At 70.6% G+C, this 25,923-nt stretch carries 22 protein-coding genes; 5 read left to right on the forward strand and 17 right to left on the reverse strand.

Annotated features, from left to right (window positions below):
* Positions 1-61: 61 nt before the first annotated feature.
* Genes OG738_RS10370 through glf form a run of 3 tightly spaced genes read right to left on the reverse strand, consistent with a single transcriptional unit; the run spans position 62 to position 2,758 of the window.
* Positions 62-1,027, reverse strand: coding sequence for a decaprenyl-phosphate phosphoribosyltransferase (locus OG738_RS10370; protein ID WP_329053175.1), 966 nt, complete (start codon positions 1,025-1,027; stop codon positions 62-64).
* Positions 1,024-1,542, reverse strand: coding sequence for a phosphatase PAP2 family protein (locus OG738_RS10375; RefSeq protein ID WP_329053177.1), 519 nt, complete (start codon positions 1,540-1,542; stop codon positions 1,024-1,026). Before OG738_RS10375 ends, OG738_RS10370 begins: the two co-directional genes overlap by 4 nt.
* The gene (gene glf / locus OG738_RS10380) at positions 1,535-2,758 is read right to left on the reverse strand and encodes a UDP-galactopyranose mutase (RefSeq protein WP_329053179.1); all 1,224 of its coding nucleotides are present in this window, start codon (positions 2,756-2,758) and stop codon (positions 1,535-1,537) included. Before glf ends, OG738_RS10375 begins: the two co-directional genes overlap by 8 nt.
* A 79-nt stretch (positions 2,759-2,837) precedes the next feature.
* Between glf and OG738_RS10385 the strand changes: the two genes are divergently transcribed.
* Complete coding sequence (locus OG738_RS10385; protein WP_329053181.1) at positions 2,838-4,847, forward strand: DUF6541 family protein; 2,010 nt, start codon at positions 2,838-2,840, stop codon at positions 4,845-4,847.
* A 134-nt stretch (positions 4,848-4,981) separates the two neighbouring features.
* Here the strand turns inward: OG738_RS10385 and OG738_RS10390 are convergent, their stop codons facing one another.
* Positions 4,982-5,878 (reverse strand): LLM class flavin-dependent oxidoreductase, encoded by an 897-nt coding sequence (locus OG738_RS10390; protein ID WP_329053183.1) that lies wholly within the window; start codon positions 5,876-5,878, stop codon positions 4,982-4,984.
* Positions 5,879-5,974: 96 nt separating this feature from the next.
* On the opposite strand from OG738_RS10390, the gene OG738_RS10395 reads away from it, so the two are divergent.
* Positions 5,975-6,772, forward strand: a complete 798-nt coding sequence (locus tag OG738_RS10395) for an HAD family hydrolase (RefSeq protein ID WP_329056638.1) — start codon at positions 5,975-5,977, stop codon at positions 6,770-6,772.
* A gap of 55 nt (positions 6,773-6,827) precedes the next feature.
* Here OG738_RS10395 and OG738_RS10400 read toward each other — a convergent pair whose 3' ends face one another.
* From OG738_RS10400 to OG738_RS10410, 3 genes are all read right to left on the reverse strand, one after another.
* On the reverse strand, positions 6,828-7,556 hold the full coding sequence (locus OG738_RS10400) for a lysophospholipid acyltransferase family protein (protein ID WP_329053185.1): 729 nt from the start codon (positions 7,554-7,556) through the stop codon (positions 6,828-6,830).
* Positions 7,557-8,723: 1,167 nt separating this feature from the next.
* Positions 8,724-10,310 carry a glycan biosynthesis hexose transferase WsfD gene (wsfD, locus tag OG738_RS10405; protein WP_329053186.1) on the reverse strand — a complete coding sequence of 529 codons (1,587 nt, stop codon included), beginning with the start codon at positions 10,308-10,310 and terminating at the stop codon, positions 8,724-8,726.
* Positions 10,307-11,956, reverse strand: a complete 1,650-nt coding sequence (locus OG738_RS10410; protein ID WP_329053188.1) for a hypothetical protein — start codon at positions 11,954-11,956, stop codon at positions 10,307-10,309. The genes wsfD and OG738_RS10410 overlap by 4 nt, the downstream gene beginning before the upstream one ends.
* Before the next feature lie 162 nt (positions 11,957-12,118).
* Between OG738_RS10410 and OG738_RS10415 the strand changes: the two genes are divergently transcribed.
* Entirely contained in the window at positions 12,119-14,005 is a 1,887-nt protein-coding gene (locus tag OG738_RS10415) for a DUF6541 family protein (protein WP_329053189.1), read from the forward strand.
* 387 nt (positions 14,006-14,392) lie between these two features.
* On the opposite strand, the gene OG738_RS10420 is transcribed toward OG738_RS10415, so the two are convergent.
* The 7 genes from OG738_RS10420 to OG738_RS10450 all read right to left on the reverse strand — a co-directional run bounded on the left by OG738_RS10420 (position 14,393) and on the right by OG738_RS10450 (position 20,831).
* Entirely contained in the window at positions 14,393-15,361 is a 969-nt protein-coding gene (locus OG738_RS10420; protein WP_329053191.1) for a lysylphosphatidylglycerol synthase transmembrane domain-containing protein, read from the reverse strand.
* Between the two features lie 11 nt (positions 15,362-15,372).
* Positions 15,373-16,620 (reverse strand): acyl-CoA reductase, encoded by a 1,248-nt coding sequence (locus OG738_RS10425; RefSeq protein ID WP_329053193.1) that lies wholly within the window; start codon positions 16,618-16,620, stop codon positions 15,373-15,375.
* Positions 16,617-17,669, reverse strand: coding sequence for a LuxE/PaaK family acyltransferase (locus OG738_RS10430; RefSeq protein WP_329053194.1), 1,053 nt, complete (start codon positions 17,667-17,669; stop codon positions 16,617-16,619). Before OG738_RS10430 ends, OG738_RS10425 begins: the two co-directional genes overlap by 4 nt.
* A gap of 73 nt (positions 17,670-17,742) precedes the next feature.
* The gene (locus OG738_RS10435; protein WP_329053195.1) at positions 17,743-19,137 is read right to left on the reverse strand and encodes an AMP-binding protein; all 1,395 of its coding nucleotides are present in this window, start codon (positions 19,135-19,137) and stop codon (positions 17,743-17,745) included.
* Positions 19,134-19,865 (reverse strand): SDR family NAD(P)-dependent oxidoreductase, encoded by a 732-nt coding sequence (locus OG738_RS10440; protein WP_329053196.1) that lies wholly within the window; start codon positions 19,863-19,865, stop codon positions 19,134-19,136. Before OG738_RS10440 ends, OG738_RS10435 begins: the two co-directional genes overlap by 4 nt.
* Positions 19,858-20,100: an acyl carrier protein gene (locus OG738_RS10445; RefSeq protein WP_086675568.1), complete on the reverse strand. Its 243-nt coding sequence runs from the start codon at positions 20,098-20,100 to the stop codon at positions 19,858-19,860. Before OG738_RS10445 ends, OG738_RS10440 begins: the two co-directional genes overlap by 8 nt.
* 11 nt (positions 20,101-20,111) lie before the next feature.
* On the reverse strand, positions 20,112-20,831 hold the full coding sequence (locus tag OG738_RS10450; RefSeq protein ID WP_329053197.1) for a UDP-N-acetylglucosamine acyltransferase: 720 nt from the start codon (positions 20,829-20,831) through the stop codon (positions 20,112-20,114).
* 149 nt (positions 20,832-20,980) lie between these two features.
* On the opposite strand from OG738_RS10450, the gene OG738_RS10455 reads away from it, so the two are divergent.
* Both OG738_RS10455 and OG738_RS10460 read left to right on the forward strand, forming a co-directional pair.
* A complete protein-coding gene (locus tag OG738_RS10455) occupies positions 20,981-22,087 on the forward strand; it encodes a DegT/DnrJ/EryC1/StrS family aminotransferase (protein WP_329053199.1) in 1,107 nt (368 codons plus the stop codon).
* Positions 22,084-23,040, forward strand: coding sequence for a Gfo/Idh/MocA family protein (locus OG738_RS10460; RefSeq protein WP_329053201.1), 957 nt, complete (start codon positions 22,084-22,086; stop codon positions 23,038-23,040). Before OG738_RS10455 ends, OG738_RS10460 begins: the two co-directional genes overlap by 4 nt.
* Here the strand turns inward: OG738_RS10460 and OG738_RS10465 are convergent.
* From OG738_RS10465 to OG738_RS10475, 3 genes are read right to left on the reverse strand one after another with little or no spacing between them, the layout of a single operon-like run.
* Positions 23,037-24,428: a M20/M25/M40 family metallo-hydrolase gene (locus OG738_RS10465; RefSeq protein ID WP_329053202.1), complete on the reverse strand. Its 1,392-nt coding sequence runs from the start codon at positions 24,426-24,428 to the stop codon at positions 23,037-23,039. The genes OG738_RS10460 and OG738_RS10465 overlap by 4 nt on opposite strands.
* A gap of 40 nt (positions 24,429-24,468) precedes the next feature.
* A complete protein-coding gene (locus tag OG738_RS10470; protein ID WP_329053203.1) occupies positions 24,469-25,182 on the reverse strand; it encodes a hypothetical protein in 714 nt (237 codons plus the stop codon).
* Positions 25,179-25,688: a SigE family RNA polymerase sigma factor gene (locus OG738_RS10475; protein WP_329053205.1), complete on the reverse strand. Its 510-nt coding sequence runs from the start codon at positions 25,686-25,688 to the stop codon at positions 25,179-25,181. Before OG738_RS10475 ends, OG738_RS10470 begins: the two co-directional genes overlap by 4 nt.
* Positions 25,689-25,923: the final 235 nt, after the last annotated feature.

The following is a 25,923-nucleotide window of genomic DNA, read 5'->3' on the forward strand; positions in this document are numbered from 1 at the left end:
ACTTCAGGGTGCGCCGCTCAGCTGTGCTGAAGCTGAAACCAACCTGTCGATCGGCAATGAGTCACAGGTAGAACGACAGGAACAGCGTGACCACCCAGGTCGCGCCGAGGACCTGCAGGATGCGGTCCTTGAGCGCGATCTCCTCGGGCTCGCCCGCGATGCCGCCGTCAACGTCCACCGCGTAGCGCAGGACCGCCACCACGAACGGCACCATCGAGATGAGCGCCCACACCGAGTTGTGCTCGGTCTGGCGGATCTCGAACGCCCACAGGCAGTACGACATGATCAGGATCGCCGCCGACGTCGCCCAGACGAACCGCAGGTAGCTGGCCGAATACTTCTTCAGCGACGAGCGGATCTTCGCGCCGGTGCGCTCGAACAGCATGATCTCCGCGTAGCGCTTGCCGGCCACCATGAACAGCGAACCGAACGCCGTTACCAGCAGGAACCACTGCGAAAGCGCGATGCCGCCCGCGACGCCACCGGCGATCGAACGCATCAGGAAGCCCGAGCCGACGATGGCCAGGTCGACCACCGGCTGGTGCTTCAGGCCGAAGCAGTAGCCGAGCTGGACGGCCTCGTAGACGCCCAAGACGACCGCCAGCTGCCAGCTCGCCGCGAACGACACGCCGAGGCCGGCCAGGAAGAACACGACCGCGGCCCCGTACGCGACGGGGACCGGCACGATGCCGGCCGCGATCGGCCGGTTCCGCTTGGTCGGGTGGGCCCGGTCGGCCTCGACGTCGATCGCGTCGTTGATGAGGTAGACCGAGCTCGCCGTCAGCGAAAAGGCCACGAAGGCGATGACCGCGTCGACCAGCAGGCCGGTGCGGTCGGTCGACTTCGAGAACGCGAAGAACGGGGCCGCGAAGACCAGGACGTTCTTCACCCACTGCCGGGGCCGCGCCGTCTTGATGACGCCGCCGACCAGGCCCAACGGCCCGCGCGCCGAGGTTTCCGGGGTTGCCGGAGCCTCGGGAGTCACGGCCGCTTCGTCGCCACTGCGCTGCTCGGTCGTTTCGCTCATGGGTTCTTCTTCAGCTTCCGTCGTATCAGACCGCCGACGAGCCCCCCGAGAGCTGCACCGGCCAGGACGTCTGTCGGATAGTGAACGCCGAGCACGAGCCGCGAGGCGAGCATCGGCGGTACCAGGGCGGGCACCAGGTTACGCCCGGTCAATCCGGAGTAGAGCACCGCCGCCGCCGTCGTGGACGTCGCGTGCGACGACGGGAAGCTCAGCCTGCTCGGCGTGCCGACCAGGACCTCGACGCTCGGGTGGTCCGGTCGCGGCCGCCTGACCACGCGTTTCACCGCGATCGACGCCGCGTGCGCGCCCACGACGCCGGCCGACGCGACCAGCCAGTCCTTGCGTCGCTTCTTGTCGACGACCGCCCCGATGAGACCGAGGCCGAACCAGCCCAGCGCGTGCTCGCCGAAGTGCGACATGCCGCGCGCGGCTTTCACCGAAGCTTCACTCTTCAGAAAGCCCTGCGCCTTGGCCAGGACCGCCACCTCTCCGGTGGGCTGCCCCTTCTCAAGCATCGAGGGACCCGTCGAGCGGCGCGCCGTCGGTCAGGTGCGGGGCGATCTTGTTGTCGAACGCCGACAGCGCCGAGCCGATGGCCATGTGCATGTCGAGGTACTTGTAGGTGCCGAGCCGGCCGCCGAACAGCACGTTCCGCTCGCGCGCCTCGACCTTGGCCAGCTCGCGGTAGGCCTCGAGCTTCTCGCGGTTCTCCGGCGTGTTGATCGGGTAGTACGGCTCGTCTTCCTCGCCCGCGAAGCGGGAGTACTCGCGGAAGATGACCGTCTTGTCCTTGGGGTAGTCCCGCTCCGGGTGGAAGTGGCGGAACTCGATGATCCGGGTGTACGGGACTTCCTGGTCGTTGTAGTTCACGACCGAGGTGCCCTGGAAGTCACCGGTCTCGGCGACCTCGGACTCGAAGTCGACGGTGCGCCAGGTGAACCGGCCTTCGGAGTAGCCGAAGTAGCGGTCCAGCGGCCCGGTGTAGACGGTCGGGGTGCCGGCCGGGATGTGCTCGCGCACGTCGAAGTAGTCGACGTTCAGCCGGATCTCGATGTTCTCGTGCTCGGCCATCTTCTCGAGCCACGCGGTGTACCCGTTGACGGGCAGGCCCTCGTAGGTGTCGTTGAAGTAGCGGTTGTCGAAGTTGTACCGGACCGGCAGGCGGGTGATGATGTTCTCGCCCAGGTTCTTGGGGTCGTTCTCCCACTGCTTCGCGGTGTAACCCCGGATGAACGCCTCGTAGAGGGGACGGCCGACCAGCGAGATCGCCTTCTCCTCGAGGTTCTGCGCGTTGGCCGTCTCGAACTCGGACGACTGCTTGGCGATCAGCTCGCGGGCCTCGTCCGGGGTGTGCGACTTGCCGAAGAACTGGTTGATCAGGCCCAGGTTCATCGGGAACGAGTAGACCTGGTCCTTGACCCGCGCGAACACGCGGTGCTGGTAGTTCGTGAACTCGGTGAAGCGGTTCACGTACTCCCAGACGCGCTTGTTCGAGGTGTGGAACAGGTGCGCGCCGTACTTGTGCACCTCGATCCCGGTCTCCGGGTCCGGCTCCGAGTACGCGTTGCCGCCGAGGTGGCTGCGCCGCTCGAGGACGAGGACCTTCTTGCCCAGCTCGGCCGCGGCCCGTTCGGCGACGGTCAGGCCGAAGAAACCGGACCCGACGACGACGAGGTCGTAACCTGCGAAATCGTCTTCAGTAATCTTGGCGGGGTTCGTGTGCGCGCTCACGGGCGTCGAGGGTACGGGGGTCGATTACCGGGCCCGCACCCGACTATCACATTTCGGCCTACGACACACCTGGAAAGCAGTGCCTGCACCCGAGGACTTCTGGAGCTACTTCGCCGCCGTGGTCACCTATGTGGCCGTCCTGGCGGTGCCTGGCGGCGTCGTGGGCTGGGCCGCCGGGGTCCGCGGCTGGGCGCTGGCCGGGCTCGCGCCGCTGCTCAGCTACGCCCTCGCCGGCCTGGCCGGCCCGTGGCTGGCGATCATGCACGTGCCGTACGGGCCGCCGAGCGTCGCCGCCTGCACCCTGCTGCTCGCCGCCGTGCTCTACGGCCTGCGCCGGCTCTCCATCGCGCGCGGCTGGATGACGCCGGGCGCGGAGGAGCCGCCGCAGCCGTGGACCCGCCGGGCGCACCTGGCCGTCGCCGCCTGCGTGGCGGTCGCCACCGCCGTGTCGATCGCCGTCGTGATCACCGGCCGCGGCGGGACGACCGCGGTGTTCCAGCGCTGGGACACCGTCTTCCACGCGAACGGCATCCGCTACATCGCCGACACCGGCGACGGCTCCCTGACCGGCATGGGCACCATCAACTGGTATCCCGACGGCTCCTTCTACCCGAACGCCTACCACCTGGTCGGCGCCCTGGTCTACCAGCTGTCGGGCACGTCGATCCCGGTCACGCTCAACGCCGTCACGATGCCGATCGCCGGCCTGTTCGCGCTGGCCATGGTCGCGCTCGTGCGCCAGCTCGGCGGCCGAGCGGTGTTCGCCGGCAGCGCGGCGCTGGTCGCGGGCGGCGCGACGACCGGGGCGTACGAGTCGGTGTCGAGCGGGCTGCTGCCGTTCGCACTCGGGATCGTGCTGACGCCGCTGGCGGTGGTCGCGCTGCAGCGGTTCGTCGTGCGGCCGGGCGTCGACACCGGCGCGGTGCTGGCGCTGTGCGCGACCGGCCTGCTCGCCGCGCACTCGAGCGCGCTGTTCGGGGCGCTGCTGTTCGCGTTCCCGCTGGTCGTGCAGCGCTGGTACCGGGCCCTGCGTGGCAAGCGCGTCGACGGCGTCCCCGAGGGCCGCGCGGCCTGGCGGGTGATCGGCGACGACGTCCTGCGGATGGTGCCGGTCATGGTGGCGGCCGGGCTGCTGGCTGCCCCGATGATCCTCGGCGCGATCACCTTCACGTCCGGGTCGTACCCGTACCACCCCTGGGGCTCCCACATGCCGGTGTGGAAGGCACTGGCGATGCTGGCGACGTTCAAGCAGGTGCTGCCGGTGCCGCAGGTCTGGCTGACGGTGTTCCTCGCGCTCGGCGTGCTGACGCTGGTGGCGCTGCGCCGGATGCGCTGGGTCGTGCTCTCGGCGATCGGGCTGTCCGCGCTGTTCGTGGTCGTCGCGTGCTTCGGCGGCGAAGACTGGGTGATCAGCCTGTCGCGGCCCTGGTGGAACGACCGGTTCCGGCTGATGGCCCTGGCGGCGATCCCGATGTGCCTGCTCGCCGCGCACGGCATGAGCGAAGCCCAGCGCTGGGTGGCGAAGGCCGCGAGCGGCCGCGCGTGGGTGCGCGCCCGGCCGTGGCTGACCGGCCGGGTCGGGCCGGCGACGGCGGTGCTGCTGGTCGTCGCGATGGGCGTGCTGACCGGCGGTTTCTACCGCGCGGCCAACGCCAAGACGGTGTCGCTGCTGTACTACAACGGCCTGCCCGGGGAGACCGTCCCGCCGGTCAGCCAGGACGAGATCGACGCGATGGAGCACCTCGGCACGCTGGGGATCCCGGCCGACCAGAAGGTGCTCAACGACCGCATGGACGGCACGGCGTGGATGTACGCGCTCACCGGCGTCCGCCCGGTGGCCGGCCACTACGACGCGGGCGTCGCGCCCCCGGACGCGCTCTACCTGGCGATGCACTTCGGCGACTACGACAGCGACCCGCAGGTCCGCGCGGCCACGCAACGGCTGAACATCCACTACGTGCTGGTCGGCAGCGGCACGATCCGCCGCGACACCCCGATCGCGCCGGGCCTGCGGCACCTCGACGGGCACGATTTCGTGCGCGAGATCTACCGGAACCCGGGTGCGGTGATCTACCGGATCGTGAAGTGAAGCCCTCGCGGCCGCGGCGCCCCGTGCCGCGGCCGCGAGGGCCCTCCGTCCCCCAACCACCCCCGGGGTGATCTCTGACGTCTGCTGTGAAGGACGCCTGAGGAACGGCGATCGGTTTCCCGGCTACCCGGATGTCACCCGTTCGGACCAGCGTGCAGCTCCGGGAGAACGTCGCTCGCCACCTGCTCCAGGACGGCTTCGCGGCCTTCGTACGGCGACGACGAGCGTGGCCAGTGCGCGATGACGTCGGTGAAGCCCAGCTCTCCCGCGCGGCCCGCCGCGTCCCGGAACGCCTCCACGCTGCTCAGTGAGAACACCGGTGACGCGTCCAGCGAAAGGTGGCGCTGGATGCTCGCGCGGTCGCGGCCCACGTCGTCCAGCCGCTGGTCGAAGACCTCGGTGAGCTGCTTGATGCCGCCCCACCACTCGTCCTCGGTCTTGCCGCCGCGGCCGGTCGTGACCCAGCCCGCGCCGAAGCGGGCCGCCAGGGTCATCGTGCGCGGGCCGTTCGCCGCGACCACGAACGGCAGCCGCGGACGCTGGACCGTGCCCGGCAGGTTGCGGGCCTCACGGGCCCGGTAGTACTCGCCGTCGAAGTCGAACTTGTCCGTCATCAGCAGGCCGTCGAGCGCCTCGACGAACTCGGTGAACCGGTCCGCGCGCTGCTTGACCGTCAGCTCGGGGGCGCCGAGGACCGCACCGTCGTAGTGCTGGTGGTCGACGCCCGCGCCGACGCCCAGGACGAACCGGCCGTCGGAGATGTCGTCCAGGGTGGTCAGCTCGCGCATGAACGGCACCGGGTGCCGGGCGACCGGGGACGCCACGAACGTGCCCAGCCGGATCCGGGACGTCACCATCGCCGCCGCCGTCAGGGTCGGGACCGCGGAGAACCACGGGCCGTCGACCAGGTTTCTCCAGCCCAGGTGGTCGTACGTCCAGGCGTGGTCGAAGCCGTATTCCTCGGCGGCGCGCCACTTCGGCTCGGCGGCCCACCAACGATCTTCCGGGAGAATCACGATGCCTACTCGCACACTGCCGGACCGTACTGGTAGCCACCGACAATCGCTCGGACGGGGACGAGGCCACCCGAACGTGTCAGGGACAATGGCGGGGTGGAGAGACCTCAGTTGATCGCGTCCGACGTCGACGGCACCCTGCTCGGCCCCTCCGAATCGCTCAGCGCCCGCACCATCGCGACCGTCCGCCGGGCGATCGAGGCCGGCGTGCCGTTCGTGCTGGCCAGCGGCCGGCCGCCGCGCTGGATCGCGCCCGTGGCCGAGCCCCTCGAACTGACCGGGTACGCGGTGTGCGCGAACGGCGCCGTCCTGTACGACTGCGGCCGCGAGGAGGTGGTCGCGGTGCACGGCCTGCTGAAGCCGGAGCTGCTCCACGACATCGCGCACGCGCTCGACAAGGCCGTGCCCGGCTGCCGGCTGGCCGCCGAGCGCGTCAGCACCGACGCCGACCACGAGATGCGCAGCTTCGTGATCGAGCCGAACTACCACAACCCGTGGGGCGACGGCGAAGGCCGCACCGCGCCGCGCGCCGAGGTGCTCGGGCACGCGGCGATCAAGCTGCTGGTCAGCCACCGCGGGATGTCGTCCGAGGAGATGTCCGACGCGATCAACGCCCTGTTCGACCGCGAGGTCGACGTCACGTACTCGTCGTCGGGCGGGCTGGTCGAGCTGTCCGCGCACGGGATCACGAAGGCGACCGGCCTGGCCGACGTCGCCGAGCGCCTGGACGTCGAGCGCGAGCAGGTGATCGCCTTCGGCGACATGCCCAACGACGTCGAGATGTTGCGCTGGGCCGGCCACGGCGTCGCGATGGAGAACGGGCACCGGGCGGTGCTCGCGGTGGCCGACGAGGTCACCGGTCCGGCCGGCGAAGACGGCGTCGCGCAGGTCCTCGAGCGTTGGTTCTAGCCGTCTTGCGGGGTCCGGGTGGCGGAGCCCCCGGCCCGGGGCGACGCCCCGGATGTCACAGCCGGTCCAGCTCGGCCGCTTCGGAGGGCGTCGGCGCGGTCCCGCCCAGGTGGGCGGGCAGCCACCAGCGCTCTTCGTCGGACGCGGGCCGGTCCGGGTAGTCGGCCTGGGCCCGGTCGAGCAGCGCGCTCATCCGGGTGCGCAGCTCCTTCGTCACGACGTCCCAGTCGTCGCCCTTCGCCGGGTGCATCGGCTCGCCGATGAGGATCGAGACCGGCACGTGCCGCCGGGTCAGGTCCTTCGGCCGGCCCTTGGTCCACAGCCGCTGCGTGCCCCACAGCGCCATCGGCACGACCGGGACGTCGGCCGCCGCGGCCATCCGGACGGCGCCCGACTTGATCTCCTTGACGGTGAACGACCGGCTGATCGTCGCTTCCGGGAAGACGCCGACGACCTCGCCGGCCTGCAGCTTCTTGAGCGCCTCGCGGTAGGAGGCCACGCCGGCGGAGCGGTCGACGGAGATGTGGTGCATCCCGCGCATCAGCGGTCCGGCGATCTTGTTGTCGAAGATCTCCTTCTTCGCCATGAACCGCGTCAGCCGCTTGGCCGGGCGCGCGCCGAGGCCGCAGAAGATGAAGTCGAGGTAGCTCACGTGGTTGCACGCGATGACCGCACCGCCGTGGCGCGGGATGTGCTCCGCACCCTCGACCTGGATGCGGTTGTCCAGTACCCGGAACATCGTCCGGGCCGCCGCGATCACGGGCGGGTACACCAGGTCAGCCATTGGGCCAGGTTACGGGACCGTAGGTTCTTGGCCGTCGTTCAAGCGGTGAAGACCACAAACCGGGCGAAGCTCACGCCCATCCGACGACCACTAGGCTTTCCCCGTGGGGACAGTGATCGAATCGCGCGTTGGACGAGCCCGTCACCGGGTCGCGGTGTACCTGGGCCTGGCCACGGTGACGCTGCTCAACCTGATCTCCTACGCACCCCTGCAGCCGAACGCGCACGAGAAGGCGTGGGGCGACGCCGTCGAGTACTACGCGATGTCGGTGCAGACCGGCGCGCGCGTCGACAACCCGTTCGCCCTGCGGATGCTCAGCCCGTGGCTCGTCCACACCGTCAACCGGTTCACCGGGATCTCCCTGGACTCCGTGTGGCTGGCGTTCACCTTCGCGCTGACCCTCGCCGCGGCGATCGTCTTCTTCGAGTTCCTCTGGGTCCGCCTGAACCTGCGGCTGTACACCTCGTCGCTCGCCGCGGTCGCACTGGCCTGCACGTTCTGGTACGCGCCGTACGCGTTCAGCAACCCGTACCTGGTCGATCCGCTGAACAACCTGCTCTACCTGATCGCGCTGTGGCTGCTGTTCGACCGGCGGCTGATCTGGTTCGCGCTGGTGATCGTCCTCGGCGCGATCAACAAGGAGACGACGCTGCTGCTCGCGCCGCTGTACCCGCTGGCGGCGTGGACGCGGTCGCGGTCGCTGCGTGACCGGCAGGTCGTCGGCGGGCTGGTCGCCGTGGTCGTCGCGGGCGGGCTGTACGTCGCGTTCCGGATCTGGGCCCAGTCGCTGATCGGCGGCGACTACGGGCTCGGAGCCGGCCAGGCCAACAGCGGCCTGCTGGGCAACATCCGCTTCGCCCTGTCGTCGAACAAGGGCGTCGACCACGCGGCTTTGTACAGCACGTTCGGCTTCTTCTGGCTCATCTTCGCCTACGGCCTCTACCGCGAGTACCGGCAGCGCGGCACGCGGAGCCTGCTGCTGGTGTCCAGTGTCTGGCTGGGGCTGTGCTGCCTGGCCGGGCGGCTGGTCGCCACGGACACCCAGCGTGTCTTCGTGATGCTCGCGCCGCTGGTCCTCGGGCTGGTCGCCGTCGTGCTCGACGAGCACCGCGGCGAAGCCCGGCGCATCTGGGTCGGCGTCGTGTTCTTCCTGTACCTCGCGGTGAACTACAACCTGGCGTCGTCCACGACGTTGTTCCTGGTCGGCTTGGCCGGGCTGCTCGTCTTCGTGCTGCTCGAGGTGCCGCCGTTCTGGTCGAAGGTGACACCCGGCCGGCCCGCGGCGGCCGACGAGGGGCCGCCGACCGAGGAGTTCCTGCCCCACCGCGGCTCGCTCGAGCGCGACTGAGGCAGCGCCGCCAGCACGACCGCGAGCAGGATCGCGAACAGCGCGACGGACTGGTGCTTGACGCCCTCGATGCCGTCGCCGAGGGCCGCGGCGCCGAACTGCGTCACCGAGACGGTGAACAGGAACGCCAGCACCACCCCCAGGGGGCCGCGCCGCCGCAGCCACGCCCTGACCAGCACGAACAGCCAGATCGGCACCAGCGCGACCAGACCGAGCGGACTGAGCAGACCGGTCAGCGACGAGACCACCGGCACCCGGTACTCCTGCGCGTGCGGCGCGAAGCCCGCGTCCTGGTCGAAGCTGCCGAGGTAGTCCGGGCGGGCGGTGAGCTGGTCGGTCGCGGCCCGGTTCAGCACCTCCAGCGTCCGGCCGGGATGGCTCGCGAAGTACGCGACGACGGTCCCGCGGGTCATCAGCCCGCGGTACCGCGGGTAAAGCGGGTCCATGGTCGCCGGGTGGGGGTGCCACCAGCCGTTGCCCGCGTACTGCGCGAACGACGGCGGCAGCTTGAGCGCGGCCAGGTCGGCCTGGGTGTCGTGCTTGCCGTCGACGATGTTCAGGAAGACCGAGTTGAAGACGTTGATCTCGCGCGAGTCGTCACCGGGGAACTCGGTGTACGTGCCGTCGGGAGCCAGCGCTGGCTCGACGCTCTGCTGCGCGTACAGCGTCACGGCCCCGAGGGCGCCGACGACCAGCGCCGACGCCGCCCACCGCTTCGCCCCGCGCAGCGTGCCGGGCCGCACGAGGAGCACCGCGAGCGCGAGGATCGGCAGGATCGTCAGCGTCTGGACCTTGGCGTTGACCGCCAGGACCCCGCCGACGAGCGTCACCGCCATGCCCGCGTAGCTCCAGCGGCCTTCGCGCGCGGTCAGCAGCAGGCCGCCGACGATCAGCAGCAGCCCGAGGAAGGCGGCGCCTTCGCCGAGGATCGCGGCGAAGTACCCGAAGAACGCCGAGTCGGCGACGACCAGCAGCAGCCCGGCCGCCACGGCCAGCCGCGTGCGGGAGGAGTACGGCAGGCCCAGCACGATCGCGGCGATCGCCGCCGCGGCGATGACGCTGCTCAGCAGGCCCAGCACGACCAGGCTGAGCGTCCCGGGCAGGCCGATCAGGCGGCCGATCCCGACGGCCAGGTCCGCGAGCCAGCTCTGCGTGAGCAGGTAGGTCGGGTGGCACGGCGGCGCGCCGGGCGCAGGTGTGTAGGCGAGGTGGACGAACGCCTCGGGCAGGCCCTTCCAGGTGATGCCGGCCCCGCACAGCACGCGGCCGCCGTCGCCGTTGTTGGACATCGCGATCGGGCGCGGCACCAGGAACCGCAGCACGAACACCGCGAACGACGTCCCGAAGACCCCGATCCCGAGCTTCGCTTCGGCGCCCAGCCGGCGTTTCGGGACCTCGAGCTTCACGAAGGACAGGGTACGTAGCGGAAGTCCGGACCCTTGTCGAGGTTCGTGACCACGGACTTCGCCTGCTCGGCGCGCGGGTACACCGAGACCCAGTAGGGCGTGCCGACGCGGCGGAAGGTGGCGACCTCGTACTTGCCCGCGTAGACCGGGTCGATCGCGCAGTGCTGGCGGTCGGCGTAGCCGCTGTCGGCGGGCACCGCGACGGTCGGGCGGCGGCCGTTGACGACGTAGTCGTAGTCGGTCGCCACACCGCCGTCGTGGTGCCCCTCGCGGGCGATGTAGTCGTCGGTGCGGCCGAGGACGTCGACGATCAGCAGTTGGCCGCCGTGGGCCGCGAGCGCGCCGGGCGTGGCGGCGCTGACCACCGACCCGGGCGGCAGGTACTGGCCGAGCCAGCCGCCGATCTCGGTGAGCTCGGTGCCGTGCGCGCGCCAGTCGCGCACGCGGTCGAGCATGTCGGGGCTGAACACCGAGACGAGGACCGCGATGCCGGCCAGCCCGCAGGCGGTCACCGGCACGAGCCGCGTCGCGGCCGGCCAGGCCCTCGGCCGCGGCGACGGCTTGGCCTCGACGTCCACGGTGAGCACGCCGTACGCAGCGACGGACGCGACGGCGATCAGCGGCGGAACGGGAGCCAGCAGCCGCCACGACGGCCCGGGGTCGCCGCCGATCAGCACCGCGGCGGCGGCGAGCCCGACGACGTTCGCGAACAGCAGCCAGATCAGCGCGCGAGCCTCGACGGCGTCGGTTCGGCGCAGCAGGAGCGCGACCGCGGCGACCAGCCCGAGCAGCAGGAAACCCTGGTGCGCCAGCGCGAACCCGGACAGGTACGGCCAGCCGTTGGCGACCTGCGAACCGAACGGGCCGCCGAGCTTCGCGGCCAGCGGCGCGGGGACGAAGTGCTGGTAGAACGTCGCGCGCCAGGCCAGCCGCGGGATCAGGAACACGAGCGCGCCGAGCACGTACCCCACCGGCGCCCACCAGCTGTGCTTGCGCTTCAGCGCGGCGCCGACCAGCCAGAGGCCGCCCAGCACGGCGACCACCAGGCCCTCCGGGCTGGTCATCACGGCGAACGCGACGAGCACGCCGGCGACCACCGGCCGGCGCGCCGCGAGCGAGTAGCCGACGGCGAGGGTGAGCAGCACGAACAGCGGGACCTCGGAGCCGGACGGCCCGTAGACGGCGAGACCGCCGGCGGCGGCGGTGAGCACCGCTGCGGCGACGCCGATCGCCGGCCGCGGCTCGGTGTCGGCTCCCGCGACGATCCGGTTCACCAGTAGGTAGGCCACGAGCACGCAGCCGAGCGCGGCGAGGACGCCGAACACGACGGCGGTGGCCTGCACGTCGGCGCCGAACGCGGCCCGCGGGAGGGCGATCAGCACCAGCCAGAGAAAGTTCGTGTAACCCTCGACGCGTTCACCGGGGTTGAAGACCGGGCCGTTTCCGTCGGCGATGTTCTGCGCGTAGCGAAACGACACGAGCGCGTCCTCGGTGACGGTCGCGAACAGCAGCTGGTGCAGCAGCGAAAGGCCGAGGGTGAGCGCGAGGACGAATCCGCGCCAGCCGCGGTCGGTACCGAGGCGTCCCCAGGTCAACACCACGATCGCGGCGAGGACCAGCCACGCCACCACGACCGCGTAGACCACCCGGCCCCCTCGTGAAGATCGCTCCGCCCGGCGTCAGTCAAGCAGGGAAACGCACCGGTCAATATAACCCGTTCGGGTATCGCGAAGGGAAATTCGCAATCGTCCCGTTCGGACAGCTCACCCCGGAGCGTCCCGCTGATCGTTGTCGGCTTAGTCTCCACCGTGCTCTCCGTCTGCGTTGCCATTGTCGTCATCGCCGTCCCGGGCCTCCTGACGGGACTCGCCGCGGGAGTGCGCGGCTGGGCCCTGGCCGGACTGGCCCCGTTGCTGAGCTACGCGATCGGCGGCCTGACCGGACCGTGGACGGCGGCGGTGGGATGGTCGTTCACGCCGCTGACGTACGCCCTCTCGACCGTCGTGTTCGCCGCGATCGCTTACGGCGTCCGGAAACTGACGGTCCGCCGCTGGGCACCCGAGCCGGAACCCGGGCTGTGGGACCGGCGCGGGCACCTCGCCGTGGGCGCGTGCCTGCTGTTCGGGGCGGCGGTGGGCTTTTACGCGACCCTGCGCGGCCTCGGCCACATCGGCGCGCTGCCGCAGGGTTTCGACGCGGTGTACCACGGCAACGCCGTCCGCTACATCGCCGACACCGGCGACGGCAGCCTGTTCGGCACCGGCCACGTCAACTGGTACGGCGACGCGGCACCGGTGTTCTACCCCAACGCCTACCACCTGCTGGCGGCGCTGACGTACCGGCTGACCGGAGCATCGATCCCGGCGACGCTGGACGCGAACACGCTGCTGCTGCCGGGTTTGCTGGCGTTGTCCCTGGTGACGCTGGTCCGCGAGTTCCGCGGGCGCGCGGTGCTGGCGGGCGCGGTCGCGCTGACGGCGGTGGCGCCGGTGGTCGGCGTCTACGAGTCGATGGACCGCGGGCCACTGCTGCCGTTCGCGCTGGGTGTGACGCTGACGCCGTTGGCCGCGGTGGCCCTGCGGCGTTATCTGGACCGCGTCGCGCCGGACACGGGTTTCGTGCTGCTGCTGGCGGCAGTGGGCTTGCTGTGCATCCATTCGTCGACGTTGTTCGGCGGGATCCTGTTCGCCGGGCCGCTGCTGGTGCAGCGCTGGCTCGAGGACTGGCGGCGGATCGGGCGGGACCTGCTGGCGCTGCTGCCGATCGCCGTGGTGTCGTTCTTGGTGGCGTGGCTGCAGTTGTTCGGGGCGCTGGGCCTGGCCACCGGCAACCTCCCGTACTACGGCTGGCCGAGCGAGTGGCGCGCGACGACGGCGCTGGGGGCGCTGCTGGGGTTCCAGCACTTCGAGGCGCATCCGCAGGTGTGGCTGTCGGTGGCGCTGTTCCTGGGGATCGTGTTCTTCGCGCGGGCGGGGGCGTTGCGCTGGATCGGCCTGACGGCGGGGGTCACGGGCCTGGCGTACATGGTGGTGGCGTCGTCGAACGCCCCGCTGGTGATGGCGTTGTCCCGCCCGTGGTGGGACGACCCGTACCGGTTCTTCGCGATGGCGGCGATCCCGCTCTGCGTCCTGGCGGCCCACGGCTTGGCGTCGACGCAGGAGTGGCTGCGCGACAGGCTGCCGGCGCGGGTACCGGCGGTGGCGGTCGCGGTGGTGGTGCTGCTGGGTTTCGTGGTGCTTTCGAACGGACTGTACTTCCGCTCGAACGGCGCCCGCGTGTACACGGGCTATCAGGCGGCGGACCCGTCGAAGCTGCACGTGACACCGGGCGAAGAAGCGGCGATGGTGGAGCTGGGCAAGCTGGCCGCCCCGGGCGAGTGGGCGATGAACGACCGCTTCGACGGGACCGCGTGGACGTACGCGCTGTCCGGGGTTCGGACGGTGGCCGCGCATTACGACCAGACTTCGCCGCCTTCGGACGCTGTCTTGCTGGCTCAGCGGTTTCGCGATTACGCGACGGATCCGGCGGTGCGGGCGGCGGTTCACCGGCTGAACATTCATTGGGTGATCCTGGGCACGCCGTTGCCGGCACCGGAGCAGCCTTATCAGCCGGGGTTGGTGGGATTGGCCGGGGCGCCGTTCTTGAAGGAAGCTTGGCGCAATTCGGATGCGGTTATTTATCGGTTGACGCCGTGAGTTGGTGATTCACGGCCTGCGCGCCCCCCGCCCTTCCCTTGGGGGGCGTCCCCTTGACCAGTCTATCGGCGAGGGCCGACAAAACGCTTGGTTGGGCGCGTGTGGGCCGGAGTTGCCCACATGTGCGCAACGTCTGTGGACAACTTGGGTACAGCCGGTGGACAACCTGCTCGGGGCTCCACGGCGGGCAGGTCGGGAAGGCTTCCGGTCCCGGTGGAGTGCTGGGCGAGCGAGGCTGAAGTCATGCGCGAAACGCCACCGGGCAGGGTGCGAAGGCCCGCCCAAGCAGGCTTCACAGGCCGAGCGGGCTCTGTCGGGCAGGTTGCGGCCGACCGTCGGCAGGTCGAGCCTGCCCCGGCCGAGACGCGCGGTCTAGCAGGCTCGGGGTCAGGCGGGTGTGACCGCCGGGCGGGTTGAGCGGGCCGCGACGGCCGCCAGGCCCGCCGTCAGGAGGTCGGCCACCGTGAACATCACTCGGGAGGCCACCGCGAACGCTGTTGCCTGGCCGACCGTCAGGCCGCTGGCCGTCAGGACCGCTACCTGGGCCACCTCGCGGACGCCCACTCCGCTCGGGAGGATGAACGCGAACGTGCCCACCGTCATCGCCACCGCCATCGCGCCCACGCACAGCACGAAGCCGCTGAAGCCCGGGGTGCCCACCGAGTTCGCCAGGAGCCAGAGGTGGATTCCCTGCAGGCACCACGCCGCCGTCGAGGCGCCGAAGACCTTGGCCACCACTCGCCAGCCCAGGGGGTGGGCCAGCGGCGGGCGGCGCAGGACCTTCAGCACCAGGGATGTGCCCCACGTCAGGATCTTCGGGTGCAGCATCGCCAGGCCGACCGGGATCAGCACGAACAGCCACAGCGCGCGCGGGCTGTTGCTGAACACCGCCGGCGCCGCCAGCAGCGACACCACCAGGGCCGACACCACGCCGACGCCCAGCTGGATCAGCGAGCCCGTGAAAATCCTCGCGCGGGCGAGGCCCGCCTTGCGGCCCAGCTCCATCTGCAGCAGGTACGCCCAGACCGAGCCCGGCACGTACTTGCCGAGCGAGCCGACCAGGCAGATCTGCGCGCCCCGGGCGTAGCCGATCGGCTCGCCCAGGTCGTCGACCATCACCTGCCAGCCCCAGGTGGACACCATGATCGCCGCGACCAGCGCGACCAGGCTCAGCAGCGACGACTGCCACGCCACGTCGTGCAGGGTGTGCCAGAACTCGCCCCAGTTGGAGGCCAGCTGCTTCGCCGCGAAGCCGATGACCAGCAGGATCGCGACCCATCGGACGACGTCGAGGATCTTCGCCTTGGTGGACTTCGGCTGCTTTCCGGCAGCCGGCAGATCCTCAACTGTCGTCATCGACCGTCTCCTCAGGCCTGGACCGTGACCAGGCGGCTGAATTCGTGGAGCAGATCGTAGCCGTCCCACACCGCGGAGAACGTCAGGGCCGAGCCGAACGGCACGATCCGGTCGACGCCGCGGCCCGCCAGCTCGTGCGCGAACTCCGTCAGCTCCTCGGCCATGAAGCCGAACTGGCTGACCGTCTGGTCCTTGCGCAGGACGATCGGCACCAGGTCGGACAAAGTGGACACTCGCGCGTTCGCGAACGTGCCGGCGCCGAGCCACTCACGCGGCAGCACCGCCGGATCGGCCAACTCCAGCGTCGCGAGCCCGTTGCCGTCGAACGCGATCTCCTTGACCAGCCCGTCGACCGCGGCGCCGTACGCCGAGACGCGCTTCTGGACCGCCATCGCGGGCTCGGTGACGTGCTGTTTTGCCGAAAGCACCGCCGCCAGCAGCGTCCGGAACTCCTGGCCCGCAGAACGCGCGCCGGACTCGTCGCCCACCCAGAACACCGCGCGCGGGGACGAGCAGGCGGCCTGGTCGAACCAGTACGAGTCGTTGTAGAAGCCCTCGGCGGCCGCCCGACGCTCCTCCGCGGACGCCCGCTGCCAGCCCGCCACCGACGCGACGGCGAACGACGAACGGTCCGGGAACGTCAGGTCACGCGCGTGCGGCGCGAGCGGGTACTTCCGCAGGGCCGTGACGGAACCGTCACCGCCCCAGATGACGCGCAGGTCGGCAGCCAGGGACAGGGCGCCGCTCACCTCGTCGCTGCGGTCGTACGTCACCATGCGCTGGGTCGCCCGGACGACGTCCGACACCGACGAGTCCACTTCGGACAGTGCCGCGTTCAGCGCGTCCAGCACCGCCTCGGCGGCCCCGGCCGAGCGCGACGACACCCGCACGACGTTGTGGTTGCCCGCCAGCGCGGACAGCGCCCAGGAGTAGACGAAGATCGTGTCGACGTTCGCCGGCGGCACGTGGAACACCAGCCCGCGCGGGAACCGCAACGCGCCGCCACCGGAAGTGTCCAGAGTGGACAATGCCTTGGCGATCTCCCCCTTGCGCAGGAAGAACCCGAGCGACGCCAGCTCCGGGAACCGGCGCGCGGTGGCCGGGGCCAGCAGCTTGCGCGCGAACTTCGTGATGAACTCGACGATCCGCGGGTCGCCGACGCGCAGCCGGCCACCCGGCGGCGCCGCACGCAGCTCGTCGACCAGGTCGCCCACCGAAACCGCATCCGACATAGGAAAACGCTGGGTCAAGGACGTCATGCCGCCGCTCCCGAGAACGTGTCCGAACAACCGCGAGCTTCGGCCTTGGGCAGCCGCCCGAGCACGGAGAAGTGCTTGCCCGGCCAGTCGCCGTCGTCGATCCCGTTGTAGACGCCGAGGTCCTCGGTCAGCAGCACGTGCCCCGGGTACGACGTCGGCAGCGTCGAGACGACCTCGATCACGCCCGGCTCGCCGACCGGCTGCTCTTCCCACGTCTCCGGGTTTCGGATCACGACGTCGGCGAAGTCCGGGCAGTACAGCGAATTCCCGGACGGGCCCTCGAGGAACACCGTGCCGATCTGCTCGATCATCCCGTAGTAGTTGTGGATCCGGGTGAGCCCGGTGTCCTCTTTGAACCGCCGCCGGAACTCGGTGTTGTCCACCGCGCGATCGATCAGCTTCTTCCAGCCACCACTGTGGATCAGGATCCCGTTCGAGAGGTCCAGGTTGTTGTCCCGCGCGACCTCGTACAGGTACAGCCACACCATGAACGTGAAGCCGAAGATCAGGAACGGCTTGTCGCCGTACTCGGCCAGGAACTTCTTGACGGCCTCGATGTCCGGCTGGTCGTTCTCGTCCAGCACGTACGTGTGCTTGCGGCCGAAGTTCGCCATGCCCAGCACGCCCGCACCGCGCGCGGAGAAGGACCGCCGGTTCTTGATGATGCCGATCGTGTCGACCATCAGCATCGGCAGCCGCTCGCCGCCGAGGACCTCCTGCAGCGTCGCGCCCAGCTGCTTGGTCTGCGCTCCCGCCGCCTCCTTGTCGAGGTAGATCCGCGACGCGCCGGCGCCGGTGGTGCCCGACGACGTCAGCGTCTTGAACACCTCGGTGTCCGGAATGGACTTCAGGTCGTGCGTCTTGAACATCCGCACCGGCAGCCACGGCAGGTCCGCGATCGACGCGAACGCGGCGTCTGGCGCGATTCCCAGCGACGCCAGGATCCGTTCGTAGCCTTCGGAATTCGCCCGGTGGTGCGCGGTCAGCGAAGCAAGCTCGGGCAGCAGCAACGCCTCCCGGTCGGCCTGCGACCGAGTGAACACGCTCATGCGCCGACCTCGCTGACGCTCAGTTCGGCCTGAGCGGCGAGCGCTGTGTTGAATGATTCACTCGCAAGCTCGCTCATACCTTCGCCTCCAGTGACCGGTAGTCGATCTTGCCGCTGGCCAGCAGCGGCACGGTGTCGATCGGGCGGACGTCGAACCCGCTGGCGTGCAGGTGCAGCCGCTCGGACAGCGCCCGCGACGCGTCCTTGCAGATGTCCTTGTCGACGCCCTCGGCGAACAGCACCACCTTGTCGCCGGCGGGCACCGCCGCCACCACGTCGATCCCGACGGCCGCCACGCGCACGGCTTGCTCGAGGTCGTCGAGGCTGACGCGGTTGCCGAACACCTTGCCGATGCGCTTGAGCCGCCCGGTGATGAACAGGTACCCCTCCTCGTCGAGGTACCCGAGGTCACCGGTGGCGAGCACGCCGCCGTATTCGTCGCCCTTGGCCAGGCCGGACTCGTCGTCCGCGTAACCCAGCATCACATTGGGCCCACGGTAGACGACCTCACCGACGATTTTGGGGTGCGTGGTCTCCGAACCGTCGTCCCGGCGGACCGCGAACTTCCCGCCCGGCAGCGCCGGCCCGGCGGAACCTAGCTTTTCGGCCAGCCGTTCGGCGGGCACGGTCGTCATCCGCGGCGCGGCCTCGGTCTGGCCGTACATGACGTACATCCGGCCGCCGACCGCGGTCATCTTGTCGTTGAACTCGGCGATCAGCTCGTCGCGCAGCTTCCCGCCGGCCTGCGTCAGCGTGCGCAGCGTCGGGTACTTCGCGGGGTCGAACTTGAGCCGCCGCAGCATTTCGTAGTGGTACGGGACGCCCGAAAGCGATGTGACGCCGTAGGTGGTCACCGCGTCCCAGAAGCCGCGGCCGAGCACGCCCGACGGCTCGATCACGACGGTCGCGTCCCGCACCAGGTGCGAGTTCAGCACCGACAGGCCGTAGCTGTAGTGCAGCGGCAGGCACGTCGGCGCGACTTCGTCGGCGTCGATGTGCAGCACCTGCGCGATGGCGTCGGCGTTGGCCAGGACTGCCTGGCGCGACAGCCGGACGAGCTTCGGGTTGCCGGTGGACCCGCTGGTCGGGAGCAGTACGGCGAGGTCGGGATGCGGCGTCACGCCGTCGGCCGACGAGCGGACCCAGTCGGAGCCCTGCCCGGTGTACCCGTCGGGCGCGTCGCCCGAAGCCGACAGCACCGCCGCGGGCCGGAAGCGCGCGACCAGCTCGGCCAGCACGTCGGCGTCGAGCGCCGGGTCGATCAGCGCGATCGCCCGCCCGGACTCGAACGCGCCCAGGTAGGTCAGCACGCTCGGCAGGTCGACCGACATCCGCGCGAACACGACGCCGACGGGCAGCGCGGCCAGCTCGTCCATCCGCTTGCCGACCTCGGCCGACAGTTCCGCGCCCGCCAGCGTGCGGCCCCCGGCCACATCGACCAGCCGGGCTCCCGCACCCAACAGCGTCACAGCACCAAGCCTCCGTCGACGCCCAGCACCTGCCCGGTGATGAAGGACGCCTCATCACTCACCAGGAACCGGATCGCGTTCGCCACGTCTTCCGCCCGGCCGAGCCGCCCGAGCGGTGTCTTGCCGGTGTTCTCCGCCTTCGCGACCTCGCTCAGGCCCGCGGTCAGGTCGGTCTCGATCACGCCCGGCGCGACCGCGTTGACCCGGATGCCGGACCGGCCGAGTTCCTTCGCCGCCGACCGCGCGATGTTCGCCACCGCTGCCTTCGAGGCCGCGTATACCGTCTGACCAGCACTTCCGTACTCGCCGACGATCGAGGCGAGCACGACGATCGAGCCGGTCTTCTTGCGCATCATCGCCCGGGCCGCGGCCTGGACGGTGTGCAGCGTGCCGGCGACGTTCGTGCTCAGGGTCGTGTCGACGAGCTCCTCGCGGATCATCCCGAGCAGCGCGTCTTCCATGATCCCGGCGTTGGCCACGACGACGTCGAGCTTGCCGTGCTCCTTCGCGACGCCCCTGACCAGCGAAGACACCGCCTTGGCGTCGGTGACGTCCAAAGCGAGACCGGCCGCGGCGCCGGCGGCCGAAGCGGCCTCCTTGGCGCGGGCTTCGTCACGGCCGGTGAGCACCACCGTCGCGCCCGCTTCGACGAGCGCGCGGACGGTGGCCAGGCCGATCCCCCGCGTCCCGCCGGTGACGAGCGCGACGCGACCGGACAGATCAGTCATTCTTCGCCTGCAGCTCGGTCACCATGTCCACGGCGACCTTGAAGCTGGACATGTCGATCACCTGGTCGGTGTCGAACTCGACGTCGAACTCGTCCTCGATGGCCGCGACCAGCGCCATGTGGCCGACCGAGTCCCACGCCTCGATGTCGCGGTACTTCAGGTTCTCGACGTCCACGTCGCCGTCGAGGTCCAGCGCCTCGACGAAGACCTCGCGCAGCTTGGGGGCAACCGACATGCTCATGACTCCTAGTGTTCCTCGCGCGGGCGGGCGTCCCACGCCTTGACCAAGGTAGAGAGGTCGCCGGGCAGGGTGACGTCCGGGAGACCTTCCTTGCCCTTCAGCCACGGCCCGAGCGCTTCGATCGTCTCCTCGTCGACGCCGCGGCGGGACAGGCCGACGACGTTGACGCCGGTGACGCGCGCCGGGTTGCCGACGGCGATGGTGAACGCGCCGATCTCGCGCCGCACCGCCGAGCCCATCCCGATCATCGCGCCGGGCCCGATCACGACCTTCTGGTGCAGGATCGCGCCCATGCCGAGGTTGGCGCCGTCCCAGATGTGGCAGTGGCCGCCGGTGACGGCGTTCGAGGCGATCGTCACACTGTCGCCGACCAGGCAGTCGTGCGCGACGTGGGAGTTGCGCAGGAAGTAGCCGTCGCTGCCGATCGTCGTTGTCCGCCAGGTCCCTTGGTGGACGCTCACGTACTCGCGGATCCGGTTGCGGCTGCCGATGACGACGCCGTGGCCGTCGTGATCCGGGTCACCCGACGGCGCGGCGGCCCAGGCGTCCGGGTGGGGGCGGCCGCGGTCCTCGCCGGGCGTGCCGATCGTCACGTGCGGGCCGATCCAGTTGCCGTCGCCGATCCGGGCCGGCCCGACGATCACGGCGAACGGCCCGATCACGTTGTCGTCGCCGAGTTCGACGCCTTCGCCGAGGACGGCGGTCGGGTGGATGCGGTTGGCCACGGGCGGGTATCCGTTCGTCGGCGGCTGGGTACTGGGCGTGCTACCGCGCCCGGTAACGTGTGGCCCGCGTTCATGCAGGGCGGCCGGGCGCAGAACCGGCGGCTCACTGTACCGGACGCGCCGAAATCGCCTGCCGAGAGAGACTGCCCATGATCCCCATCACTGTGGTCGACGTCCGCGACGCGGAGGACCTCGTCGTCGAGGTGCTGCGCTCCGGCGCCATCGCACAGGGACCGATGGTCAAGCGCTTCGAAGACGCCTTCGCGGCCGTCTCCGGGACCAAGCACGCGATCGCGGTCAACAACGGGACCACCGCGCTGGTCGCCGCGCTCCAGGTGCTCGACCTGAAGCCGGGCGACGAGGTCGTGACGTCGCCGTTCACCTTCGTCGCGACGCTGAACGCGATCCTCGAGGCCGGCGCGACCGTCCGCTTCGCCGACATCCGGCGCGACGACTTCGCGATCGACCCCGACGCCGTGGCCAAGGCGGTGACGGACCGCACGAAGGTGCTCATGCCGGTGCACCTCTACGGCCAGACCGCGGACATGGGCAAGCTCGCCCCGCTGGCCGCCGAGCACGGCCTCCAGGTCATCGAGGACTCCGCGCAGGCCGTCGGCGCGTCGTTCGAGGGCAAGCAGGCCGGCTCGTTCGGCATCGGCTGCTTCTCGCTGTACGCGACGAAGAACATCACCACCGCCGAGGGCGGCGTCATCACGACGGACGACGACGCGCTGGCCGACAAGCTCCGCGTGCTGCGCAACCAGGGCATGCGCGCCCGCTACCAGTACGAGGTCGCCGGGCACAACTACCGGATGACCGACCTGCACGCGGCGGTCGGCATCCCGCAGCTGGCGAAGCTCGACCAGCTGACCGCGGCCCGCCAGGCGAACGCGAAGCGGCTCTCGGAGGGCCTCGCGGGCACGCCGGGCCTCGAGGTGCCGAAGGTGCTGCCGGGCCGCGAGCACGTGTGGCACCAGTACACCGTGCTGGTCGGGCCGCACGCGTTCCTCTCGCGCGACGAGCTGGCCGCGGCGCTCACCGAGCGCGGCATCGGCAACGGCATCTACTACCCCAAGATCGTCTTCGACTACGACTGCTACGCGGGTCACGACCTGATCCCGGGCGCGCGCGTCGAGGACTTCCCGGTGGCGCAGGCGGTTGCCGCGCAGGCGCTTTCGCTGCCGGTGCACCCGCACCTGACCGAGTCCGACCTGGACACCATCATCGAAACCGTTCGCGAGGTACTGGGCGCATGACGCATCGGATCGCTCTTGTCGGGACCGGGAACATGGGATCGCTGCACGCCCGCGTGCTCGCCGGCAACGAACGCGTGGAGCTCGTCCGCGTGATCGATCCGCGTGAGGAAGCGGGCAAGGCCGTCGCCGAGCGGTACGAAACCCAGTGGACGCCGGAGATCGGCGAACTGTCCGATGTGGACGCCGTCGTGCTCGCGTCGGCCACCGAGGTGCACTACGACCTGGCGCAGGAAATCCTCGGCCAGGGCAAGCCGATGCTGGTCGAAAAGCCGGTGTGCAACAGCTTCGAGAAGTCGCAGGAGATCGTCTCGCTGGCGGCGAAGAACGACATCCCGCTGATGTGTGGCCTGCTGGAGCGTTACAACCCGGCGGTGATGACCGCGCGGGCGCTGGTCCAGGAGCCGGTGCACCTGATGGCCCGCCGCCACGGCCCGTACGCGCCGCGCATCAAGACCGGCGTCGCGTGGGACCTGCTGGTGCACGACGTCGACCTGGCGATCCAGTTCTTCGGCGGCGCGACGCCGTCGCGAGTCACCTCCGGCGCGGGCTACTTCCACCCGTCGTCGGTCGAGGGCGCCGAGGACACCATCGAGACGGTGCTGTCGTTCCCGACCGGCCTGGCCACGGTGTCGGCGTCGCGGCTGGGCCAGAAGAAGGTCCGGTCGCTGGTCGTGTCGGAGCTGGACCGGCTGATCGAGATCGACCTGCTCCGCCGCGACGTCACGATCTACCGGCACGTCTCGCACGACTCCGTCACCCCGGACGGCCTCGGCTACCGGCAGCAGACGGTCATCGAGATCCCGGAGCTGATCACCGCGCGCGAGCCGCTGGCCACCCAGCTGGACCGGTTCTGCGACCTGCTCGAAGGCAAGGTCGACGCGGACGCCGAGCGCGAGCTGATCCTGCCGTCGCACCACGTCGTCGAGCAGGTCCTGACGCAGGCCGCCGCCTAGCTCACCGGCACCGGGAAGGCCGCCGGGCTTCGGCGGCCGTCCGGGCCCACCGCGCGGACGGCGAAGAAGACGTTGTCCTTCGACAGGTCGATCTTCGCCGTCAGCGCCGGGCCGACGTCGATCGCGTGCGTCCAGTCCGGCGCCGTCGTTTCGCGCCACAGGACCTCGTAGCCGACCGCGCCCGGCGTCGCGTCCCACAGCAGGTCCGAGTCGTTGGTCAGCGCTGCCGTGCGGATCTTCACGCCCTTCGGCGTGCCCGGCGCCGTCGCGAGCGACCACAGCGCGGCGCCGTTCACCCGCGCGACCCTGGCGATGAACGGGAAGTCGCAGAACTCAGGCAGGTCGCCGTACTGGACGCCGTTCTCCACGCGGACGTCCTGGTGCTGGTGCGCGAAGTCCTCGGCGGGCTCGGTGAACCGCGCCGCCGGATAGCCCTGCTCCAGGAACCCGATGTGGTCACCGCCGCGCAGATAGCGGTCGCGGCGGTAGATCACCCGGACCGTCATGCCGGTCGCGTCATTCTCCGCCACGGACTTCACGAACCGGGCCAGCTGCCGCGGCGGGGAGTCGTTTTCGCCGCCGACGCTGCGGCGCAGGCTCGCTTCGGCCGGCGTCTCCGCGGTCGGGACGCCCTCGGCGAACAAGCGGATCGCGAACGGGTCGCGCGTGCCGTCGTCGGCGCGGCTGGAGCCGACGATGTCGTCGGTGAACATCGCCTGGACGTCGGTGCCGGCCGCCTTGAACCGCTGCGCCATGAACCGCGCGCCGTAGAGGCCCTGCTCCTCGCCCGCGACGGCGGCGAAGACGATCGTCGCGGGCGGTTGCCGGGTCGAGAGGACCCGCGCCAGCTCCAGGGAGACAGCGACGCCCGACGCGTCGTCGTCCGCGCCCGGCGCCTCGCCGGCGGAGTTCATGACGTCGGTGCAGCGCGAGTCGTAGTGCCCCGAAACGACGTACACGCGGCCCGGATCGGCCGACCCGTGCAGCGTCGCGACGACGTTCGTGATCGTCGTCGGCACCGGGATCCGGTCGGCGGGCGGCTGGACGTACGACTGCAGCTCGACGGTCATCCGGCCGCCGGACGCGGCCGCGACCTGCTGGAACTGCGCGAACAGCCAGTCGCGCGCGGCGCCGATGCCACGCGCAGGGTCGTCTTGGGCGGACAGCGTGTGCCGGGTGCCGAACGCGGCCAGCCGCCGGACGGTCGCCTCGATCCGCCGCTCGTCCACCTGCCGGAGCAGGGTCCGCAGTTCCGGATCGGGCCGCTGCGGGCGAACCGGGACGCCGGGGCCGCGGTCGCCGAGTTCGGCGGCACCCGCCGGGATGCCGGCCGCGGAGGCCACTCCAAGAGCAGCCGACGCGGTGAGAAACGCTCGTCGAGAGGTCACGGTTGGGTTCTTACGCCCGCACCGCGGCGGCGGGTACCGCCTACCTGGTGAGCCGCTTTCCGGCGGAGTCGTACGCGATCAGCGGCGTCAGCGAGGCGGAGTCCGGCACGAGGACCGGGTCGAACCAGAAGAAGAACACGTTCGGATCCTCGGTCCACTTCGCCAGGTTCGCCGGGACGACCTTGCCGTGGACGGTCGTGGTGATCTTCGCGACCGGGCCGGCGAAGTAGCCGAAGACCGGGATCACCTGGCCGTCGAGGACCTCGCCGCCGTCGGTGGCGTGGAAGCCGAACGACCGGTCGGATCCGCGGAATTCGTTCGTGACCAGCGTGGCCTGCAGCGAGTCGGCCTTGCGGAATCCGGCGGTCAGCCCGAAGTGGATGCCGGGCAGGGCCTGCGGGTCGTCGATCGCCTGCGCGAACAGGACGATTTCGCCGGCCGTGGTCTTGATCCCGGTGCCGACGACCTCGCCGAGCGGCTTCGGCGCGGGCGGCCCGCTGGTCGTCGTCGGCGTGACGGACACGGGTGACGGCGGCTGCGCAACCGGCGCGGGCGCGGGCTGCCGCAGCTGGACGGCGAACACGAACACCAGCACGACGGCGGCCGCCGCGGCGATCCCGGCCGTGGTCGTCAGCAAGCGGCGGCGACGCCGGATGCGCGTGCCACCGGCCATGATCACGGCGAGGTCGGGCTCGGCGAAGGGCTCGTCGGGCGGCTGCCGGAGGGCGGCGCGGAAGTCGTCGAGGTCGTTCATCGCCCGCTCCCTCCGATCAGCGTGTCTTCGGTGGCCGCTTCGATCCGCAGCTTGGCCAGCGCCCGCGAGTTCGTGCTCTTCACGGTACCCAGCGAAACGCCCAGCTCACGGGCCACCTCGGCTTCGGGCAGGTCGAAGAAGTGCCGCAGCACGACGACGGCGCGTTCGCGGTCGGTGAGCGTCTTGAGCACCGCGGTGAGCCACGCACGCTGGGTGACGGCCCGGTCGACGTCCGCGCGGTCCGGCCGGTCGGGCATGGCCTCGGTGGCGTACTCGCGGATCGGGCGCCGCCAGCCGTCGATGACGTGGTTCATCAGGACGGTCCTGGCGTAGCCGTAGGCGTCCTTGTGCCGGACCCGCGACCAGGCCGCGTAGGTGCGGGTGAAGGCGGTCTGGGCGGCGTCTTCGGCCTGGTGGCGGTCGCCGGTGAGCAGGTAGGCGGCGTGGGTGAGACGGGCCGACGACGCGCGCACGAACTCCGCGAACTCGTCGTCGCCGCGCGCCATCCGTCACCTCGTTCCGTCCTCTCCCAGCGACGGCCGGGCCGCGGAAAGGTTGCTTCTCGACCTTGCGAGGGTACGCCGAGCTCGACTGAAACGTTGTGTAACCGATATCTCGCACTGGGTCACCGACGACTAGATTGTCCTGCGTGCGCCTCCGTGCGGCAGGCTTCACCGCCGGACGGTCTCCGTGCCGATCGGGCGGTTCCCCGACGGCGGCGTCGGCGCTCCGCGCCGGCGC

The sequence above is a fragment of the Amycolatopsis sp. NBC_01488 genome, from assembly GCF_036227105.1.
In the GTDB taxonomy this organism is placed as follows: domain Bacteria; phylum Actinomycetota; class Actinomycetes; order Mycobacteriales; family Pseudonocardiaceae; genus Amycolatopsis.

What these genes read in the sequence shown, in the direction of transcription:
- OG738_RS10440 (WP_329053196.1), bottom strand. Translation starts at nt 19,865, where the DNA reads ATGACTGATCTGTCCGGTCGCGTCGCGCTCGTCACCGGCGGGACGCGG.
- OG738_RS10475 (WP_329053205.1), bottom strand. Translation starts at nt 25,688, where the DNA reads ATGGCGCGCGGCGACGACGAGTTCGCGGAGTTCGTGCGCGCGTCGTCG.
- OG738_RS10470 (WP_329053203.1), bottom strand. Translation starts at nt 25,182, where the DNA reads ATGAACGACCTCGACGACTTCCGCGCCGCCCTCCGGCAGCCGCCCGAC.
- OG738_RS10460 (WP_329053201.1), top strand. Translation starts at nt 22,084, where the DNA reads ATGACGCATCGGATCGCTCTTGTCGGGACCGGGAACATGGGATCGCTG.
- OG738_RS10375 (WP_329053177.1), bottom strand. Translation starts at nt 1,542, where the DNA reads ATGCTTGAGAAGGGGCAGCCCACCGGAGAGGTGGCGGTCCTGGCCAAG.
- OG738_RS10420 (WP_329053191.1), bottom strand. Translation starts at nt 15,361, where the DNA reads ATGACGACAGTTGAGGATCTGCCGGCTGCCGGAAAGCAGCCGAAGTCC.
- OG738_RS10370 (WP_329053175.1), bottom strand. Translation starts at nt 1,027, where the DNA reads ATGAGCGAAACGACCGAGCAGCGCAGTGGCGACGAAGCGGCCGTGACT.
- OG738_RS10445 (WP_086675568.1), bottom strand. Translation starts at nt 20,100, where the DNA reads ATGTCGGTTGCCCCCAAGCTGCGCGAGGTCTTCGTCGAGGCGCTGGAC.
- OG738_RS10425 (WP_329053193.1), bottom strand. Translation starts at nt 16,620, where the DNA reads ATGACGTCCTTGACCCAGCGTTTTCCTATGTCGGATGCGGTTTCGGTG.
- OG738_RS10455 (WP_329053199.1), top strand. Translation starts at nt 20,981, where the DNA reads ATGATCCCCATCACTGTGGTCGACGTCCGCGACGCGGAGGACCTCGTC.
- OG738_RS10430 (WP_329053194.1), bottom strand. Translation starts at nt 17,669, where the DNA reads ATGAGCGTGTTCACTCGGTCGCAGGCCGACCGGGAGGCGTTGCTGCTG.
- OG738_RS10400 (WP_329053185.1), bottom strand. Translation starts at nt 7,556, where the DNA reads ATGGCTGACCTGGTGTACCCGCCCGTGATCGCGGCGGCCCGGACGATG.